At 71.1% G+C, this 16,871-nt stretch carries 14 protein-coding genes; 6 read left to right on the forward strand and 8 right to left on the reverse strand.

The window, feature by feature from the left end; all coding sequences use genetic code 11:
* Positions 1 to 26: 26 nt before the first annotated feature.
* Together secA2 and AB0B96_RS23365 are read right to left on the reverse strand one after the other, a co-directional pair.
* Positions 27 to 2,228, reverse strand: a complete 2,202-nt coding sequence (gene secA2, locus AB0B96_RS23360; RefSeq protein WP_350945389.1) for an accessory Sec system translocase SecA2 — start codon at positions 2,226 to 2,228, stop codon at positions 27 to 29.
* A 395-nt stretch (positions 2,229 to 2,623) separates the two neighbouring features.
* Positions 2,624 to 3,796: an EamA family transporter gene (locus tag AB0B96_RS23365; protein ID WP_362901752.1), complete on the reverse strand. Its 1,173-nt coding sequence runs from the start codon at positions 3,794 to 3,796 to the stop codon at positions 2,624 to 2,626.
* Between the two features lie 478 nt (positions 3,797 to 4,274).
* Between AB0B96_RS23365 and AB0B96_RS23370 the strand changes: the two genes are divergently transcribed.
* Both AB0B96_RS23370 and AB0B96_RS23375 read left to right on the forward strand, forming a co-directional pair.
* Positions 4,275 to 4,640 (forward strand): VOC family protein, encoded by a 366-nt coding sequence (locus AB0B96_RS23370; RefSeq protein WP_362901754.1) that lies wholly within the window; start codon positions 4,275 to 4,277, stop codon positions 4,638 to 4,640.
* Between the two features lie 125 nt (positions 4,641 to 4,765).
* The gene (locus AB0B96_RS23375) at positions 4,766 to 5,632 is read left to right on the forward strand and encodes a DMT family transporter (RefSeq protein WP_362901757.1); all 867 of its coding nucleotides are present in this window, start codon (positions 4,766 to 4,768) and stop codon (positions 5,630 to 5,632) included.
* A 142-nt stretch (positions 5,633 to 5,774) separates the two neighbouring features.
* Here AB0B96_RS23375 and AB0B96_RS23380 read toward each other — a convergent pair whose 3' ends face one another.
* The 3 genes from AB0B96_RS23380 to AB0B96_RS23390 form a co-directional block, all read right to left on the reverse strand.
* A complete protein-coding gene (locus tag AB0B96_RS23380) occupies positions 5,775 to 8,024 on the reverse strand; it encodes a xanthine dehydrogenase family protein molybdopterin-binding subunit (protein ID WP_362901759.1) in 2,250 nt (749 codons plus the stop codon).
* A 184-nt stretch (positions 8,025 to 8,208) separates the two neighbouring features.
* The gene (locus AB0B96_RS23385) at positions 8,209 to 9,186 is read right to left on the reverse strand and encodes a xanthine dehydrogenase family protein subunit M (protein ID WP_362901761.1); all 978 of its coding nucleotides are present in this window, start codon (positions 9,184 to 9,186) and stop codon (positions 8,209 to 8,211) included.
* On the reverse strand, positions 9,186 to 9,806 hold the full coding sequence (locus AB0B96_RS23390) for a (2Fe-2S)-binding protein (protein WP_362901763.1): 621 nt from the start codon (positions 9,804 to 9,806) through the stop codon (positions 9,186 to 9,188). The genes AB0B96_RS23385 and AB0B96_RS23390 overlap by 1 nt, the downstream gene beginning before the upstream one ends.
* A gap of 337 nt (positions 9,807 to 10,143) precedes the next feature.
* Between AB0B96_RS23390 and AB0B96_RS23395 the strand changes: the two genes are divergently transcribed.
* Positions 10,144 to 10,983, forward strand: coding sequence for a helix-turn-helix transcriptional regulator (locus AB0B96_RS23395; RefSeq protein WP_362901765.1), 840 nt, complete (start codon positions 10,144 to 10,146; stop codon positions 10,981 to 10,983).
* A gap of 27 nt (positions 10,984 to 11,010) precedes the next feature.
* On the opposite strand, the gene AB0B96_RS23400 is transcribed toward AB0B96_RS23395, so the two are convergent.
* On the reverse strand, positions 11,011 to 12,291 hold the full coding sequence (locus AB0B96_RS23400) for an FAD-dependent monooxygenase (protein ID WP_362901767.1): 1,281 nt from the start codon (positions 12,289 to 12,291) through the stop codon (positions 11,011 to 11,013).
* A 73-nt stretch (positions 12,292 to 12,364) separates the two neighbouring features.
* Between AB0B96_RS23400 and AB0B96_RS23405 the strand changes: the two genes are divergently transcribed.
* Complete coding sequence (locus AB0B96_RS23405) at positions 12,365 to 12,943, forward strand: TetR/AcrR family transcriptional regulator (RefSeq protein ID WP_362901769.1); 579 nt, start codon at positions 12,365 to 12,367, stop codon at positions 12,941 to 12,943.
* A 15-nt stretch (positions 12,944 to 12,958) separates the two neighbouring features.
* On the opposite strand, the gene AB0B96_RS23410 is transcribed toward AB0B96_RS23405, so the two are convergent.
* A complete protein-coding gene (locus AB0B96_RS23410; RefSeq protein WP_362901771.1) occupies positions 12,959 to 13,546 on the reverse strand; it encodes a GNAT family protein in 588 nt (195 codons plus the stop codon).
* A gap of 44 nt (positions 13,547 to 13,590) precedes the next feature.
* Positions 13,591 to 14,187 carry a YdeI/OmpD-associated family protein gene (locus AB0B96_RS23415; RefSeq protein WP_362901773.1) on the reverse strand — a complete coding sequence of 199 codons (597 nt, stop codon included), beginning with the start codon at positions 14,185 to 14,187 and terminating at the stop codon, positions 13,591 to 13,593.
* Positions 14,188 to 14,264: 77 nt separating this feature from the next.
* Between AB0B96_RS23415 and AB0B96_RS23420 the strand changes: the two genes are divergently transcribed.
* Together AB0B96_RS23420 and AB0B96_RS23425 are read left to right on the forward strand one after the other, a co-directional pair.
* A complete protein-coding gene (locus AB0B96_RS23420) occupies positions 14,265 to 15,467 on the forward strand; it encodes an acyl-CoA dehydrogenase family protein (protein ID WP_362901775.1) in 1,203 nt (400 codons plus the stop codon).
* A gap of 196 nt (positions 15,468 to 15,663) precedes the next feature.
* Positions 15,664 to 16,833 (forward strand): acyl-CoA dehydrogenase family protein, encoded by a 1,170-nt coding sequence (locus tag AB0B96_RS23425; protein ID WP_362901864.1) that lies wholly within the window; start codon positions 15,664 to 15,666, stop codon positions 16,831 to 16,833.
* The last annotated feature ends 38 nt before the right edge of the window (positions 16,834 to 16,871 follow it).

The raw sequence follows: 16,871 nt of genomic DNA on the forward strand, positions 1-16,871 counted from the left end.
GTGTGAAGGCCGCCCCTGAAGAGGCGTCAGCGGTGGCGGACCTTGGTGGTGAGGCGGTTGAGGATGCGGTCCCACTCGGTGCCGAAGGGGTTGTCCTGGACGAGGTAGGTCCAGGTGGCGGTGGGACGCTTGAGGCCCGCGCCTTCGAGGTCCAGGCCGTCGGCGGTCACCGTCGCGGTCTCGAAGGTCTCGACCGAGCGTGACTCGATCTCGGCCAGCAGTCGCTGGTAGGCGGGGACGGCGTCCTTGTGGAACTCGTCGATCGGGTTGAGCCGCCCGAGGACCCGCAGGTGGATGCCCTCTCGCAGCTCTCCCAGGTAGGCCAGGTGCTCGGCCCAGCCGCGGTCGAGGTGGAAGAGCACGATCTGGCGGGCCGCCTCGTGCAGCACGTCCTCCTCGACGCTCTCGCGAAGCTCCGCCCAGCGCTCGGGGGCCGCGGCGGCGAGGGCGTCACCGGCCACCCGCTCGCGCAGGACCCGGTCGCGACGCTCCAGCAGTTGGCCGCGCTGGCGCTCCAGCAGGCGGGTGTAGCGCCAGGTGTTGCGGTGGATCTCCATGTTGACGCCCTCGGCGACCCGCTGGGCGTGGCCCACCAGGGAGTGCTCGGGCACGCCCTTGGCGTACTCGTCGGCGACGTAGTGGGCGATCAGCTCGTCCTCGCCGCTGACGTAGAAGACCGAGCCGCCGGGGTCGCCCTGGCGGCCCGCGCGCCCGCGGAGCTGGTCGTCCAGGCGGCTGCTGGTGTGGCGGCCCGAGCCGATGACGTACAGGCCGCCGAGCTCGTCGACGCCCTCGCCGAGGCGGATGTCGGTGCCGCGCCCGGCCATCTGGGTGGAGACGGTGAGCGCGCCGCGCTCCCCGGCGCGGGAGATGATGGCCGCCTCCTCGGCGTCGTTCTTGGCGTTGAGGACCACGCACTCCAGCCCGCGCCCGCTCAGGGTGAGCGCGAGACGCTCGGACTCGGCCACGTCCATGGTGCCGATCAGGATCGGCCGTCCGGTGGCGTGCACCTCGACGATCTCCTCGACCAGCGCGAGGTCCTTCTCCATCCGGTACTCGAAGAGCCGGTCGGGCTCGTCGGTGCGCACGCACGGCCGGTTGGAGGGGATCACGGCCACCTTGAGGTCGTAGAACTCCCGCAGCTGGTCGCCGACCGCGACGGCGGTGCCCGTCATGCCGCACTTCTCCGGATAGCGGGTGATCAGCGCCTGGACGGTGATCGAGTCGAGGATCTCACCGGTCTCCGAGGGCGAGAGCGCCTCTTTGGCCTCCACCGCCGCCTGCAGTCCGTCGGGCCAGCGCTGCAGCAGGGCGACCCGGCCCCGCGAGGGGTTGATGAGGTGCACCTTGCCGTCGCGGACGATGTAGTCGACGTCCTTGGTCAGCAGGGCGTGCGCGTGCAGGGCGAGGTTCACCTCGGTCAATGTGGCCGGGGTGTCGTAGAGGTCGAGGCCGAGCGCCTGCTCGACGGTGTCGATGCCCTTGCTCGTGAGGTGGACGTTGCGCGCCTGGTCGTCGAGCTCGTAGTGGTAGCCCTTGACCAGCTGCCTGACCAGCACGGCCATCTCCGGAACGGCGTCGCCGGGGTCGGCGGCACCGGCGAGCACCAGCGGCACCCGGGCCTCGTCGACGAGCACGGAGTCGGCCTCGTCGATCACCGCCACGGCCGGCGCGGGCACGATCAGGTCGTCCACGGAGGTGCTCAGCCGGTCGCGCAGCACGTCGAAACCGATTTCGCTCACCGAGCCGTACGTCACGTCCGCCGCGTAGGCCGCCCGGCGCTCGGCGGGCGTGGAGTTCTGCCCGATCCAGCCGCTGGAGACGCCGAGCGCCTCGTACAGCGGGCCCATCCACTCGGCGTCACGCTGGGCGAGGTAGTCGTTGACCGAGATGACGTGGACGCGCTTGCCCTGCAGGGCGTATCCGGCGGCGGCCATCGCACCGGACAGGGTCTTGCCCTCGCCGGTCGCCATCTCCGCGACGTTTCCCGACAGCATCGCCAGCATGCCGACCAGCTGCACATCGTAGGGGCGCAGGTCGAGCGTGCGGCGCGCGGCCTCCCGCACGATCGCGCAGAACTCGGGGAGGTCGTCGACCGAGGGCGCGGGCAGCTCGTCGAGCGCGCGGATCCGCTCCTCGCGGGTCCCCGCCTCGGCGACGACCCGCTCGAACTTCGAGAGGTCGATGGTGCCGGGGCGTTCCAGGAAACGCCGGAAGAGCTGGGTAATCGAGGCCACGTTCCCTCCAACGCCCGGTTCCGGGCTCGCGTTCCGTCTCTTCGCACATTGTGGTGCAAAGATCGGCCGTTCAGGATCGCGGTGCGTCCGCCAAACTTTCGGGGCACCGGCGACTTGTCACGCTTTAGCATGATAAGTCGGACGCGATTTTAGCCAATACGCCCCAATAAAAGGCGGGCCTTCCGGGTGACCCAGGGCCCAGGGCTCAGGGGCCGGGATGCCACGGGACGGCCCAGGGGCCGGGTGGCCGGGGCGCGCGAGGGGCCCGTGCGGATTCGTCGGGATGACCTGGGGCGTCGCGAGGTCTCCCACGGATCTGTCGGGACGGCCCGAGGCGCCGCGAGGGTCCCCGTACGAATTCCTCGTACGGGGACCCTCACCGACTTTTACGCGGCTACACCGACGCGATCACCCCTCTCCTTCAGGGCGAGCAGGGCGACCGCGCCGAGCAGCAGGGCGCTCCCGCACGCCGCCGCCGGAGTGAGCCGCTCGCCGAGCAGCAGGATCCCCAGGATCGCCGCGCCCACCGGCTCCACGAGGGAGATCACGGCGGCCGTCGTGGCGCGTACCGCGACGAGGCCGGTGAAGAAGAGCCCGTAGGCCAGGGCCGTCGGGACCGTACCCAGGTAGACGACGACCGCCCAGGAGGCGAGTGGGTCACCCGAGGGCAGCAGACCCTGGGCGAGCGCGACGGGAAGCAGACAGAGCCCGCCGACGACGAAGCCACCCATCGCGGTGACGTACGGCTCGTCGGTGGAGGCCCGGTTGAGCAGGGTCACCCCCGCGTACCCGGCCGCCGACAGCAGCGCCCAGCCGATACCGGCCGCGGAGAACGTCGCCGACCCGCCGTCGAGCGTGAGCATGGCCAGGCCGGTCAGGGCGATCGCGACCGCGCCCAGTCCCGTGGCGCTCAGGCGTTCGCCCAGCAGCAGAAACCCGCCCGCGGCCACCAGGACGGGGGTGGCGCCTATCGTGACCACGGTCGCCACGGCCAGGCCCGATTCGGCGATCGCCGCGAAGTAGGCCGTCTGGTAGACGGCCATCGCCACGCCGGTGACCAGGATCCGCCGGAGCATCGAGCCCCGCCGGGCGGCGCGGGCCCGCCGAAGGACGGAGAACGGTCCGGTACGTCGGGTTTCTTGGGCGGCCTGGTTCCAGGTGGTGGTGAGTGGTCGGGGCTGTCGGGTTTCTTCGGCGGCCGGGTTCCATCGGGTGGGACGGTCTCGCCGGTCGGTGATGAGCGGTTCGGCGGGACGGTTCCGCGGGGTGGTGGCGAGCGGTTCGGTGCGTTGGGTTTTTCCGGGGGGCCGGTTCCATCGGGTGGGACGGTTTCGCCGGATGGTGGTGGACGTTTCGGCGGTCCCGGGCCTGCCGAGGCCGAACAGGAACCTGGCCAGCAGGAGCACGGCCGCTCCGGCGGCGAACCGCCAGAAGGAGACGGCGACGGGGCCGAGCCCGCCCGTCTGGTGGAGCAGCGCGCCGGCCGCGCCGCCGGTGCCCCAGGCGGTCGCCGCGATGGACACGTACAGCAGGCCCCGCCGTACGGAGACATGCGTCATGGAGATCTCTCCAGATGAGGTGGTCGTCGTCAGGTCGCACGTATGCGGACGGCAAGCACCCACCGGACCACTCGGGTCCGGTCGTCAGGAGAGAAGGGCCGCCCGCTAGAGGGCGGGGGGCGGGGAAATGATCGGAAGCACGGGGTAACCCTAGCCAGGTGCTCTGCGCGGCGGCCACCGCTTATGGGCCGCTGCCCTTCACACAGGTCACTGCTCATGGGACAGGTGCCCTTTGCGAGGGTCTCCCCTGTGGGACAGATGCCCTTTGCGAGGGTCCCACCTGTGGGGCAGGAGCCCCTCGCGGCGGCGACCGCTCACGGGCCGGGCGTCTGTCACGGCGGGCATCACCTGTGGACCGGATCCTCTTCGCAGGTTCCCCGCCTACGTATCAGGTGCCCTCACGGCGGTCACCACCACGGATGGAGATGTCCCGGCAAACGTGACAGCAGCTGACAGGTATGGGCGAGACGATCGCTCCATGACCGCAAAAGCGCAATTCATCGCCGTGACCATCGACTGCGCCGAGCCCAGGCGGCTCGCCGAGTTCTACGCGGCCGTCTTCGGTTACGAGGTTCAGTACGCGGAGGACACCTACGCCGGCATCGGCGACGGCACGATGAGCATCTACTTCCAACAGAATCTCGACCGCAAGCCGTCCACGTGGCCCGGCCCCGACAAGCAGTTCCACCTGGACGTCCGCGTCTCCGACCTGGAGGAGGCCGTCAGGGACTACCTGGAGCTCGGAGCCACCCGCCCCGACTTCCAGCCGGGCGAGGGAAAGTGGGTCGTGCTCGCCGACCCCGAGGGGCACCTGTTCTGCGTCTGCCCGCCGAGCGGTCAGTGACCACCACAGACAGGGTCTCGTGCAAATCGGCGAAATTCCCTACCCGTTCGCCGGGCGCTCTAAGCTTGCGGGATGACCCGTGATTCGCTTCTTTCTGGATGCCTTGTCCGTTATGTGGGGTGGCGATGACCTGGGTCGGGATATCCATCGCCCTGGTCGGGGCGCTGGGCTACGCCCTGGGGGCCGCGCTCCAGCAGTTCGAGGCGGTCTCCGAGGGCGCCTCGCTGAAACTGATGAGGCGGCCCCGCTGGTGGATCGGCGGCATCGTCGGTTTCACCGGGGCGTCCCTGCACGCCGTCGCCCTCAGCTTCGCGCCGCTCATCATGGTGCAGCCGATCAGTGTGCTGACGCTGGTGTTCGCGGTACCGCTGGCGGCGATGCTGCACGGCAGGCGCCCGCACAGGGCGGAGCTCGTCGGTTCGGGCGCGGTGGCCGTCGGACTGCTCGGACTGCTGCTGCTGGTCCCCGTGCACCCGGTGAAACCGCACATGACGAACTCGGAGGCGCTGGGTTTCCTCGGCTGCGTCGGGCTGGTCGTGCTCGTGACCCATCTGGTGGGGCGGAGGATGACCGGCCAGGCCCACGCGCTCGTGCTGTCGGTCGCGGCGGGCGCCGTGACGGCGAGCGTCTCCACCTTCGTACGGGTGGTGGGCGGCGGCTTCGACGGTGACCTGCGCACGCTGCTCAACTGGTTCACGCTCGCCATCCCGGTGCTGCTCGTCTGCGCGGTCGTGCTGCTGCAGAAGACCTACGAGGTGGGCTACTTCGGCATGTCCTACGCCGCGGTCCAGATCGTCGACCCGATCGTCTCCATCCTCGCGGGGGCGCTCCTGCTCGACGAGGCGGTGCCCAGCGGCTGGCTGAACGTGATCCCCGCCCTCCTCGCCGCCGCGCTGCTCGTCTGGGGGACGATCACCTTGGGGCGGCTCTCCCCCGACCGGGGGATTCCCGCCGCGGTGCGCGAGAAGGCGGGCGTCGCCCAGATGAGCTGATCCGGCATCTCACGCCGTCGGCGGCGCCCCGGGGCGCGGATCGGCCGGGTGTGTCGCCGGCGGCGTTGTCGTCGTACGGGCATCGGGCCCCAGACCCGCTCCGACCGTCCGGGCCAGGTCGCCGAGTATCCGGAGCGGGTCTCTACAGCAGCTTGTCGGGGGTGATGGGGACGTCGCGTACCCGGATGCCGGTGGCGTTGAAGACGGCGTTGCCGACCGCGGCGGCCGAACCGACGTTGCCGATCTCCCCGAGGCCGCGGGCGCCGAGACTTCTGGTCCCGACCTCCCCGCCATCGCCGAGCGGCCCGGTGAGGACCGGGTCGGGCCGGTCGAGCAGATGCACGTCGATGTCGGGGATGTCGGCGTTCACCGGCACCAGGTAGTCGGCGAGAGTGCTGCCGGCCAGGCGCCCGGTGTCGAGTTCCAGCGGGTTCTCCTCCAGCAGGGCGTATCCGATACCGAAGATGACGCCACCGACGAGCTGGCTCCGGGCGGCCCTGGCGTTGATGACGCGACCGACGTCCGCGACCGTCGTGAACCGGGTGACGCGGGTCTCGCCGGTGAACCGGTTGACCTTCACCTCGCAGAAGTGGGCGCCGAAGCTGTGGTAGGCGTACTCGGGGGGAGCGCCGCCGGGCGCGGAGGCGGTGGCGTCGACGCCCCGTGATCCGATGACGGTGAGCAGGCGGCCGAAGGACATCGAGCGTCCCCGCGAGTGCAGGCGGCCCTCCTCGTAGCGCAGGTCCTCGGCGTTCGCTCCGTGCCACGGCGACCGGGGGTCGGTCGCCGCGAGCTGCTTGAGCGCGGCGATCGTGTCGCGGGCGGCGTCCACGATCAACGGCACGGTGGAGTGCGTGGCACTGGAGCCCACAGCGGGTGCGCCCTGGGGGAGCGCCGTGTCACCGATCTCGGGCGTCACCCGCTTCAGGGGGATCCCCAGGGCGTCGGCGCCGGCGATCGCCACCATGGTCCACCCGCCGGTGCCCAGGTCCGAGGTCGCGGTCGACACCACCGCGGTGTCGTCGTCGAGCAGCCGGATCCGGACGCTCGCGGGGTGGCGGGTCGCCGGGTACACGGCACTGGCCATGCCGACGCCGATCAGCCACTGCCCGTCGACGCGCGCGCGAGGCGTGGCGTGGCGGCGGGACCAGCCGAAACGCCTGGCACCGACGTGGTAGCACTCGTCGAGGTGCTTGCTCGACCACGGCAGGCCCGTGACGGGACTGACGGCGGTGTGGTTGCGCAGCCGCAACTCGACCGGGTCGACACCGGTGGCGACCGCCAGCTCGTCCATCGCCGTCTCCAGCGCGAACGCCCCCGGGGCCTCGTTGGGTGCCCGCATCGCCCGGCTGCCGGGCAGGTCGAGGATGACCATCCGCGGATTGGTGCGCAGGTTCGGCGTGCGGTAGAGCGTGTCCGAGGTGGCGTGGGCCGGGGTCAGGTTGAAGGCGACGACGGCCGGCGTCTCGACGTCGCTCTCGTGGCTGACGGCGTTGAGGACCCCGTCGCGAGAGGCGCCCAGCCTGACGGTTTGGGTGAGGTGCGAGCGGTGGCCGGTCAGGGTGAACACCTGTTCCCTGGTGAGAACGAGCTTGACGGGGCGGCCCAGCTCGCGGGCCGCCACGGCGGCGAGGGGAGCGTCGCTCCACAGGACGACCCGGGCGCCGAAGCCGCCGCCGACGTACTTCGTGATCAGACGGACCTGCTGCGGGAGGACGCCGAGCCGCTGGGACATCCCGAGCGCGTACGCCGGTGGAATCTGCGCGCCGGAGTAGACGGTCACCACGTCGCCCTCCCAGACGGCGAGGGTGGCATGGGGTTCCATCGCGACGTGATGCTGCACCGGCTGGTGGAAGTCGGCCTCCACGACGACGTCGCAGGCGGCGAGTGCCGCGTCGATCGACTCGACGCCGGGGGCGAGGATCGTGATGTCGCCCGAAGTCCCGCTGACCGTGGGACCGGACGGCACGCTGGGTTCGTCCGTGAGGGAGGTGCGCGGCGGCTGCGCGGCGTAGGTCGCGGTGACCAGCGCCGCGGCGTCGCGCGCCTGCTCGACGCTCTCGGCGACGACCATGGCGATGATCTGTCCGTGGAAGCGCACCTCCGCGTCCTGCAGGGGGACGTAGTTCTCGACGAAGTTGCGGAACTGGGGCGCGACCGGGTACAGCCGCAGTCGCGGGTCCGGCGCGGCGTACACGCGCAGGACTCCGGGAGAGGCCAGCGCGGCCCCGGTGTCGATCCGGGTCACGGTGCCCCTCCCGATCGTGCTGGTGACGACGTGGGCGTACACCATGCCGGGGGCACGGTAGTCGGCCGAGTACCGGGCGGCGCCGGTGACTTTCAGTCGGCCGTCGACGCGGTCCGTCTCGCGTCCGACGGGGGAATACGTCATCGTGGCTCCCGATGGTTGACGAAGGCTTCCGGTCGTGCGTCATGACCTTGTGGCCGGCCACGGGGGCGTGGCGCACGGACCCCCGGGCCGTCCGGACGGTGTCCGCCCGCGGGGCATCGCGGCGGTGGGTGGGTGCTCCGGCGCCGCCGTGCGGGTGGGCGACGACGGGGACGACGGGCCGGTGTCATCGGCGCTCACGCAGGACCGTCAGGGCCCGGACCAGCGTGCGTCGCAGCAGTGCGGGCTTGAACGCGTTGTGCGCCAGCGGCCGGGCGCCGTCCGCGGCGTCGGCGACCGCCGACTCGAATGTCTCGGCGGTGGCGGGCCGGCCGGTCAGCGCCTGTTCGACCGCGGTCAGGCGCCACGGTCTGGTCCCCACCCCGCCGGCGGCGATCCTGGCCTGCTTGACGGTGTCGCGGTGCAGTTCGAGCGCGACGGCCGCCGAGGTGAGGGCGAACTCGTACGACTGCCGGTCGCGGACCTTCACGTAGACGGAGTGCTCGGCCCACGGTGAGCGAGGGACGGAGACACCGGTGACGAGCTCGCCGGGTCGCAGCACGTTCTCGACGTGGGGTGTGGTGCCGGGCAGGGTGTAGAACGCGTCGAGCGGCACGGTACGCATGCCCTGTGCCGAGGTCAGACGCACCACCGCGCTCAGCGCCACCAGCGCGACGGCCAGATCGCTGGGGTGGGTCGCCACACAGGCGTCGCTGGTGCCGAGAATCGCGTGGCCGCGGTTCACCCCGGTCAGTGCCGAGCAGCCACTGCCGGGCTCCCGCTTGTTGCAGGCGGTGGTGACGTCCCGGAAGTAGCCGCAGCGGGTGCGTTGCAGCAGGTTCCCGCCGATGCTCGCCATGTTGCGCAGCTGGGCGGAGGCGCTCAGCTCCAGCGCCTGCGCGATCATCGGATAGTGTCGGCGCACGGTACGGTCGGTGGCGACGTCGCTCATCCGTTCGAGCGCGCCGATGTGCAGCCCATCGCGGTCAAGGGTGATGCCGTGCAACGGAAGCCGGTTGATGTCCACGACGCGGGCAGGGGCCGTCACGTCGAGCTTCATCAGGTCGACGAGGGTCGTGCCGCCGGCCAGGAACGCGGTGTCCTGACCGGCGTCCTGGAGGGCCTCGGGTACCGAGCGCGCCCGGGTGAAGGCGAAGGACCGCATCAGCGCATCACCTTCTGCGCGTCGCGGATCGCCGCGACGATGAACGGATAGGCACTGCAGCGGCAGATGTTGCCCGACATGCGTTCGCGGATCTCGTCATCGGAGCTCGCGCGGCCCTCGCCGACCATCGCGACCGCCGACATGATCTGCCCGGGAGTGCAGAATCCACACTGCAGCCCGTCGAGCTCGATGAAGCTCTGCTGCATCGGATGCAGCCGGTCGCCCTTCGCGAGACCCTCGATCGTGGTCACCGCACGCTCGTCGGTCGCGGCGGCCAGGGTGAGGCAGGACAGCACGCGCCGGCCGTCGACGTGCACGGTGCACGCCCCGCACTGGCCCCGGTCGCAGCCCTTCTTCGTTCCGGTGAGCTCCAGCCGTTCGCGGAGCGTGTCGAGCAGGGTGGCCCTCGGGTCGACCCGCATCGTGACCGGACTGCCGTTGACCTTGAGCCCCACGGTCACGAGACCGTCGCTCCCCGAGGCGGGAGCCGGTGCCGCCGACGCCGCCGTTGCCGCTGTCGCCAGCAGCGGCGTCACCGCCGCGGCGGCGAGGCCGCTGCCCAGGAAATTTCTTCGGGACACCTCCGGCCCGCCGGGGCCCGCGTTGTCGTCGGAATTCATCGGCTCTCTCCTCCGGGTCTGATGGCAAGGTCGGGCAGGGGACGGTGCGGCAGTCGTCGGATCCGGTGGCTCGTCGGCCGGGGCCGATCAGCCGCGGACCCGGGCGTGCGGCCCGCCCGACGAGCGGGGCACGGCCCGCCGGATCGTGGTGATCGCGGACTCGGGCCCCGCTCGGGCCGTGGCATCGATCCTCGGTGGATCGCCCGGCCGTATCCAGGACCTCCCGATCACAGGCTCGCCAGGGCACCGCTCCGCCCTGAGGGGGGGATCGGTGGGCCGTGGATACCGCCGCCCGCAGACGGTAGAAACGGGGCAGTACCCGAGAAGGAGGAGCGTCGTGATCGATCGCAGCGGACTGGCGGAGTTCCTCCGCAATCGCCGACAGGCACTGCAACCCGAGGACGTCGGCCTCCCGCGCGGGCCGCGGCGCAGGACGAACGGGCTACGGCGCGAGGAGGTCGCGTCGCTGTGTCACATGTCGGTCGACTACTACTCCCGCCTGGAGCGGGAACGCGGTCCGCAGCCGTCGCCCATGATGCTCGCCTCGATCGCCCAGGGGCTGCACATGTCGCTCGACGAACGCGACCACCTGTTCCGCCTCGCCGGGCACAACCCACCGGCCAGGGGAGCGTCCACCGAGCACATCAGTCCCGGCCTGCAGCGGGTGCTCGACCGGCTGGACGACACTCCCGCGGAGATCGTCACCGAACTCGGCGAGACCCTGCGGCAGAGCCCGATGGGCGTCGCGCTCACCGGGGACACGACCCGATACACCGGGCCCGCCCGCAGCCTGGGATACCGGTGGTTCACCGATCCGGCCGCACGGGATCTCTACGCGCCGCAAGAACATCCGTTCCTCACCCGGATGTTCGCCTCGGGACTGCGCGAGCTCGTCACCCTCCGCGGCCCCGGATCCCGGGCCGCGCACCTCGCCGACCTGCTCCTCGCCCGCAACGAGGAGTTCCGGCGCGTGTGGGACGCCCACGAGATCGGGATACGACCCCACGACGTCAAGCACTTCAATCACCCCGAGGTCGGAGCCCTGGAACTGACCTGTCAGAAACTGGTCGACCCGGGCCAGGCCCACTCGCTGCTCGTCTACACCGCCACACCCGGCAGCGAGAGTTACGAGAAGCTGCAGATGCTGTCCGTCATCGGAGCCCAGGCGTTCCGCTGAGAGCCCGGAGACACCCGCACGCGGCGGTCACGCGGAGGGGGGTGTCCAGCCGAACACCTCGTCCATCGGGCCGTTCACGCCTGAGGGGGCGAGCCGCCAGCTGAGCGCCGTCATCGTGTCGCGCAGCCGCACGGCGAGCGGGCCGCGTATCCGGGTGACGCGGCAGATCGCGGCGGACCTGGCCACGATCTTGGACGTACGCTCAAGCCGAGCGGCGGTGTAACCGGCCAAGGGGTCGACTCCGCCGCTCCCACCGGTGGCTCTGTCGTTTCCGGCGTATGCTCCACGCCCCTTCCCCGTCGTCCCGGCGCTCCCGCCCGTCGCCTCGCGGCTCTCGCCCACAGGTACGGCACTCGCGCCGTTCGCTCCGGTGAACCCCTCGCCGTCGCCGACCACGTGGGCCAGCACCACCGCGTCCTCGATCGCCTGGCAGGCGCCCTGACCCAGGTTGGGAGTCATGGCGTGCGCGGCGTCGCCCAGCAGGGCGACCCTGCCCCGGTGCATGGCGGGCAGGGGGGTGGCGAGGTGGCGGATGTCGTTTCTCAGGACCTTCTCCGATGAGGCCGCGGCGAGCAGCTCGGGGATAGGGGAGTGCCAGTCGCCGAACAGGCGTCGCAGCTCGGCCAGCTGGTCTCCACCACCGCCGCCCGCGGGGACGGTGTCGGTGGCGTAGCAGTAGGACGTGCCGCCGACCAGTGGCATCACGCCGAAGACCCTGCCGCGCCCCCAGCTCTCGTACGCCTCACCCGGGGCGCCCGCGGCGGGGATGAGCACCCGCCAGCTGGTGACGCCCGCGTAGCGAGGGGCCGGGTGGCCGGGAAACAGGGCCGACCTGATGACGGAGTTGATGCCGTCGGCCGCCACCACCAGGTCCGCCTCCACCTGCTCGCCGGGGAGAGTCACCACACCGCTCTCCGCGTGGACCCCCGAGACCCTGGCGTTCAGCCGAACCGTGCCGGGGGTGAGGCGGGAGAAGAGCATGGCGATCAGGTCCGCGCGGCGCAGCAGCACCACGGAGTCGCCGCCGTGGCGCGCGGAGGCGGCCTCCGCGCTCGTCTTCACCAGCCATCTGCCGTCGGAGCGCCGGATGCCGCCGCTGCCCTGGACCGCCGACAGCTCGCGGATCTCGTCACCGGCCCCGAACGTGTCGAGCGCCTTGAGCGCGTTGGCGGCGACGGCCAGTCCCGAGCCGACCGACTCCAGGGACGCCGCCCGCTCGAACACCGTCACGTCCCAGCCCCGCCGCTGCAACGCCACCGCCGCCGCCAGCCCGCCGATGCCCGCTCCGATGACCGTCGCACGCGCCATGACCCTCTCCTTTACTACGAATGTAGTGAATATTACTACGCCTGTAGTTAGACTACAAATGTAGTATCGAGGGGTGAAGTCCCAGCGTGCCGAGCTCGTCGCCGATACCGCCATCGACCTGCTCGCCGATCGTGGAATGCGCGGTCTGACCCATCGAGCGGTGGACGAGGCGGCGGGACTGCCGCCGGGATCGACCTCCAACCTGGCCCGCACCCGGTCCGCGCTCCTGGAGCTGACCCTCGCGCGTCTCACCCAGCTGGAGTCCACCGCGTTCGCGGCGGCCCCCGCACCCCCCGGGGCGGACATGGTCGAAGCCCTCGCCGAGATGACGGCCCAGGCGCTCTGGACACAGCTGACGGTCGGCCGTCGGCAGACGATCGCCCGCTACGAGCTGGCCTTCGAGGCCAACCGCAGACCGGAGCTGCGCACGATCTACGACAGGGCCGGTGAGCGCTTCCGCGACCTCGCGGTCGCGATCCTCTCCGCCGCGGGGTCGTCCGACCCGGTACGGCACGGGCGCCAGTTCGTCGCCTTTGGCGAGGGGGTGATGTTCGACGCGCTCATCGGCGCCGGAGCCGAACCGGCCCTGGACGACCTCCGGCTGGGGGTGCGGGAATTCCTGCGCGGCATGCTCGGCGAGGGAGCCGCATAGGCGCGGGGACGCGGTTCAGCGGGGCAGGCCGGTGAGGCGGGCGCGGTGGGCGGGCCACTCGTCGTCGAGGATGCTGAAATAGGCGGTGTCGCGCCAGGTGCCGTCGGTGCGACGGCGCTGGCGGCGCAGGACGCCCTCGGGGACGCCGCCGATGCGCATGATCGCGTTCTGCGAGCGGACGTTCAGGTTGTCGGTCTTGAGCTGCACCCGGTTCACGCCCAGCTTGTCGAAGGCGTGGTCGATCAGCAGCACCTTGCACTCGGTGTTCACCGCGGAGCGCCACACCGACCTGCCGTACCAGGTCCAGCCGATCTCGATGCTGTCGGCGTACCCGGGGGTGTCGATGTAAGTGGTCCAGCCGACCGCGCGGCCGGTCTCCCGCAGGATCACCGCGAACGGCACGTGGTCCGGCGTCCCGGCCAGCCGCGCGGCGATCTCCGCCAGTGCGGCCTCGGTGCGCGGGGTCGGGGCGGGCATCCAGCGCCACACCTCGTCGTCACCGCCACCGGCCAGGAACAGGTCGGGCACGTGGTCGCCGGTCAGCGGCTCCAGTCGTACGTTCTCGCCTTCGAGGGTGACGGGCGCGGGCATCTTCGCGGTCATGGGGACGACCCTAGAACCCACAGTGGACCTGTCCGAAGGTCCACTCAGGAGGTGTTCCCGGGGACCACTCCGCGCTCGAGGTGGGCCAGCCTGCGGCCCGCCGCGCAATCCTCGATCAACAGCGTGAGACGTCTCTCCCTCGTCTCGGGCCGCTTCGCGGTGGTCACCCAGTGCAGCGCGGTCTTGCGGTAACCGGGCGGCCGGCTCTGGAACCACTCCCACGCCGTGCTCTCCGCACGGAAGCGGCGCTCCTGCTCCTCGTCCAGCATGGCGGTCTCGGCCTGCTCGTGGGAGTAGATCACCGAGTTGTCCTCGGTGCGCCGCTCGAAGGCGAGCAGCCCCGCCGGACGCATGAGACCGCGCTCGGTCAGCTCGGCGACCTTGGCGATGTTGACCGCGCTCCACGTACTGCGCGCCTTGCGCGGGGTGAAGCGGATGCTGTAGCTCTCGGCGTCGATGCCTTTGCGTACGCCGTCGATCCAGCCGAAGCACAGGGCCTGCTCGACGGACTGGGGCCAGGTGAGCCCTGGGCGGCCTGAGCCCTTCTTGGGGAATCCCACCAGCAGTTCCGCCTCGGTCTCGTGGTGTGCCTCCAGCCAGGCGCGGAACTCCTCGGGGGTGGCGAAGAAGACGGGGTCCATGGGGTTCAAGGGTAGGGGGTGTGTCGACAGGCATACCGTCCGGTCGGTACTCTCGCGGGAGACTGTGAGGAGGGTCCATGGATTTCGCGTTCGACGCCAAGACCGAGGAGCTGCGGGGACGGCTGCTCGGTTTCATGGACGAGTGTGTGTATCCGGCGGAGGAGGCGTTCGAGGCCCAGGCCGCCGAGAGCGGGTGGGCCAGCCCGCCGCTGATGGAGGATCTCAAGGAGGAGGCGCGCAGGCGGGGCCTGTGGAACCTCTTCCTGCCCGGTGAGCACGGCGCGGGCCTGAGCAACCTGCAGTACGCGCCGCTGGCCGAGATCATGGGCCGCTCGCCGAAGATCGCTCCCACCGCGACCAACTGCGCCGCCCCCGACACCGGCAACATGGAGGTCCTCTCCATGTTCGGCAACGAGTGGCAGCGCAAGGAGTGGCTGGAGCCGCTGCTGCGCGGCGAGATCCGGTCGGCGTTCGCGATGACCGAGCCCGACACCGCCTCCTCCGACGCCACCAACATCGCGCTGTCGATCGTGCGGGACGGCTCGGAGTACGTCGTCAACGGCCGCAAGTGGTTCGCCTCCGGCGCGATGAACCCCAAGTGCGCGATCTTCATCGTGATGGGCAAGACCGACCCCGAGGCGTCCTCGCACCGGCAGCAGTCGATGATCCTGATGCCGCGCGACACGCCCGGCATGCACATCAAGCGCGGGATGCACGTCTTCGGCTACTCCGACTCCGACCACGGCGGACACGCCGAGATCGTGTTCGAGGACGCCAGGGTGCCGGTCGACAACCTGATCGGCGAGGAGGGCGGCGGTTTCGCGATCGCCCAGGCCCGCCTCGGACCCGGCCGCATCCACCACTGCATGCGGCTCATCGGGATGGCCGAGCGGGCCGTCGAGATGATGTGCCTCCGCACCCTGTCGCGGAGCACGTTCGGCAAGCCGATCGCCCAGCAGGGCGTCGTCCAGGACTGGATCGCCGAGTCACGGGTGAGGATCGAGCAGCTCCGCCTCCTCGTGCTGAAGACCGCCTGGCTGATGGACACCGTGGGCAACCGGGGCGCCCACGCGGAGATCCAGGCCATCAAGATCGCCACACCGCGCGACGTGGAGTGGATCCTGGACAAGGCCGTCCAGGCCCACGGCGCCGGAGGCGTGAGTCAGGACTTCCCGCTGGCCGCGCTCTGGGCCGGAGCGCGCTCGCTGAGGCTGGCCGACGGCCCGGACGAGGTCCACAAGCGCTCCCTCGCCTACCGGGAGCTCAAGAAGCACATGTGATCCGGCGCCGCCCGTCGGCCGTCCCGCACGCCAGGGGCGGTGGGTGGTGTCTCCGAGCTGGGGAGAGCACGAACCGACGTGGATCGGCGGGCGGTGTGAGGCGTTCCAAGGCCGGGCGTGGGGTGCGCGAACCGACGCGAGTCGGCCAAGATTGACGCGGGTCGACGGAGATCGACGAAGGGAGCCGTTCGTGGCGCTGGACGAGAAGGCGGTGAGGGAGCGCGCCGCCGCGTTCCTGGCCGGGCACGACCCCGCCGGGGATCGGCTGGAGTTCCTGAGGGCCAGGTTCGACGCCGGACTCGCCTGGGTGCACTTCCCCGAAGGGCTCGGCGGGCTCGGAGCCGCACGCGAGCTGCAGAACGTGGTGGAGCGCGAACTGGAGGGGACACCGCAGCTCGATCTCGGGGTGCAGACGATCGGGCTGGGGATGGCGGCGCCCACGATCCTGACGTTCGGCACCGACGAGCAGCGCGCACGGTTCCTGCGTCCGCTGTGGACGGGCGAGGAGATCTGGTGCCAGCTCTTCAGCGAGCCCGGTGCCGGTTCCGACCTGGCCACGCTCGGCACCCGCGCGGTGCGGGACGGCGACGAGTGGGTGGTGGACGGGCAGAAGGTGTGGACCTCCGGCGCCCACCACGCCCGGTGGGCGATCCTGGTCGCCAGGACCGACGTGGACGTGCCCAAGCACCGGGGACTCACGTACTTCGTGTGCGACATGCACGCTCCCGGGGTCGAGGTGAGGCCGCTGCGGCAGATCACCGGCGAGGCCGAGTTCAACGAGGTCTTCCTCACCGGCGTACGGCTCGGTGACGACCTGCGGCTGGGGGAGGTCGGCGACGGCTGGCGGGTCGCGCAGACCACGCTGATGAACGAGCGGGTCGCGATCGGCGGCGCGCCGGTCCGGCGGGGCGGTGGCATGGTCGGCCTGGTCACCGAGACCTGGCGCTCCCGGCCCGAGCTGCGCACCCACGACCTGCACCAGCGGCTGCTGCGCCTGTGGGTGGAGGCGGAGGTGACGCGCCTGGCCGGGACGCGCCTGCGCGAACAGCTCTCCGCCGGGCAGCCGGGGCCCGAGGGCTCCGGTATGAAGCTCGCCTTCGCCGACCTCAACCAGGCTCTCTCAGGGTTGGACGTGGAACTGCGCGGCGAGGAGGGCCTGGTCTACGACGACTGGACCTTCCGGCGCTCCGACACCGTCGACTTCTTCGGCAGGGGGCCCGGATACCGCTACCTCCGCGCCAAGGGCAACTCCATCGAGGGCGGCACCTCGGAGATCCTGCGCAACATCATCGCCGAGCGCGTGCTCGGCCTTCCCTCGGAGCCCCGCGTCGACAAGGACGTGCCCTGGAAGGATCTTCCGCGATGACGGGAACGGGCTCGACGCGGTGAGCGGAGCGGGTCGCG

Source organism: Streptosporangium sp. NPDC049046, from assembly GCF_040649155.1.
GTDB lineage: Bacteria > Actinomycetota > Actinomycetes > Streptosporangiales > Streptosporangiaceae > Streptosporangium.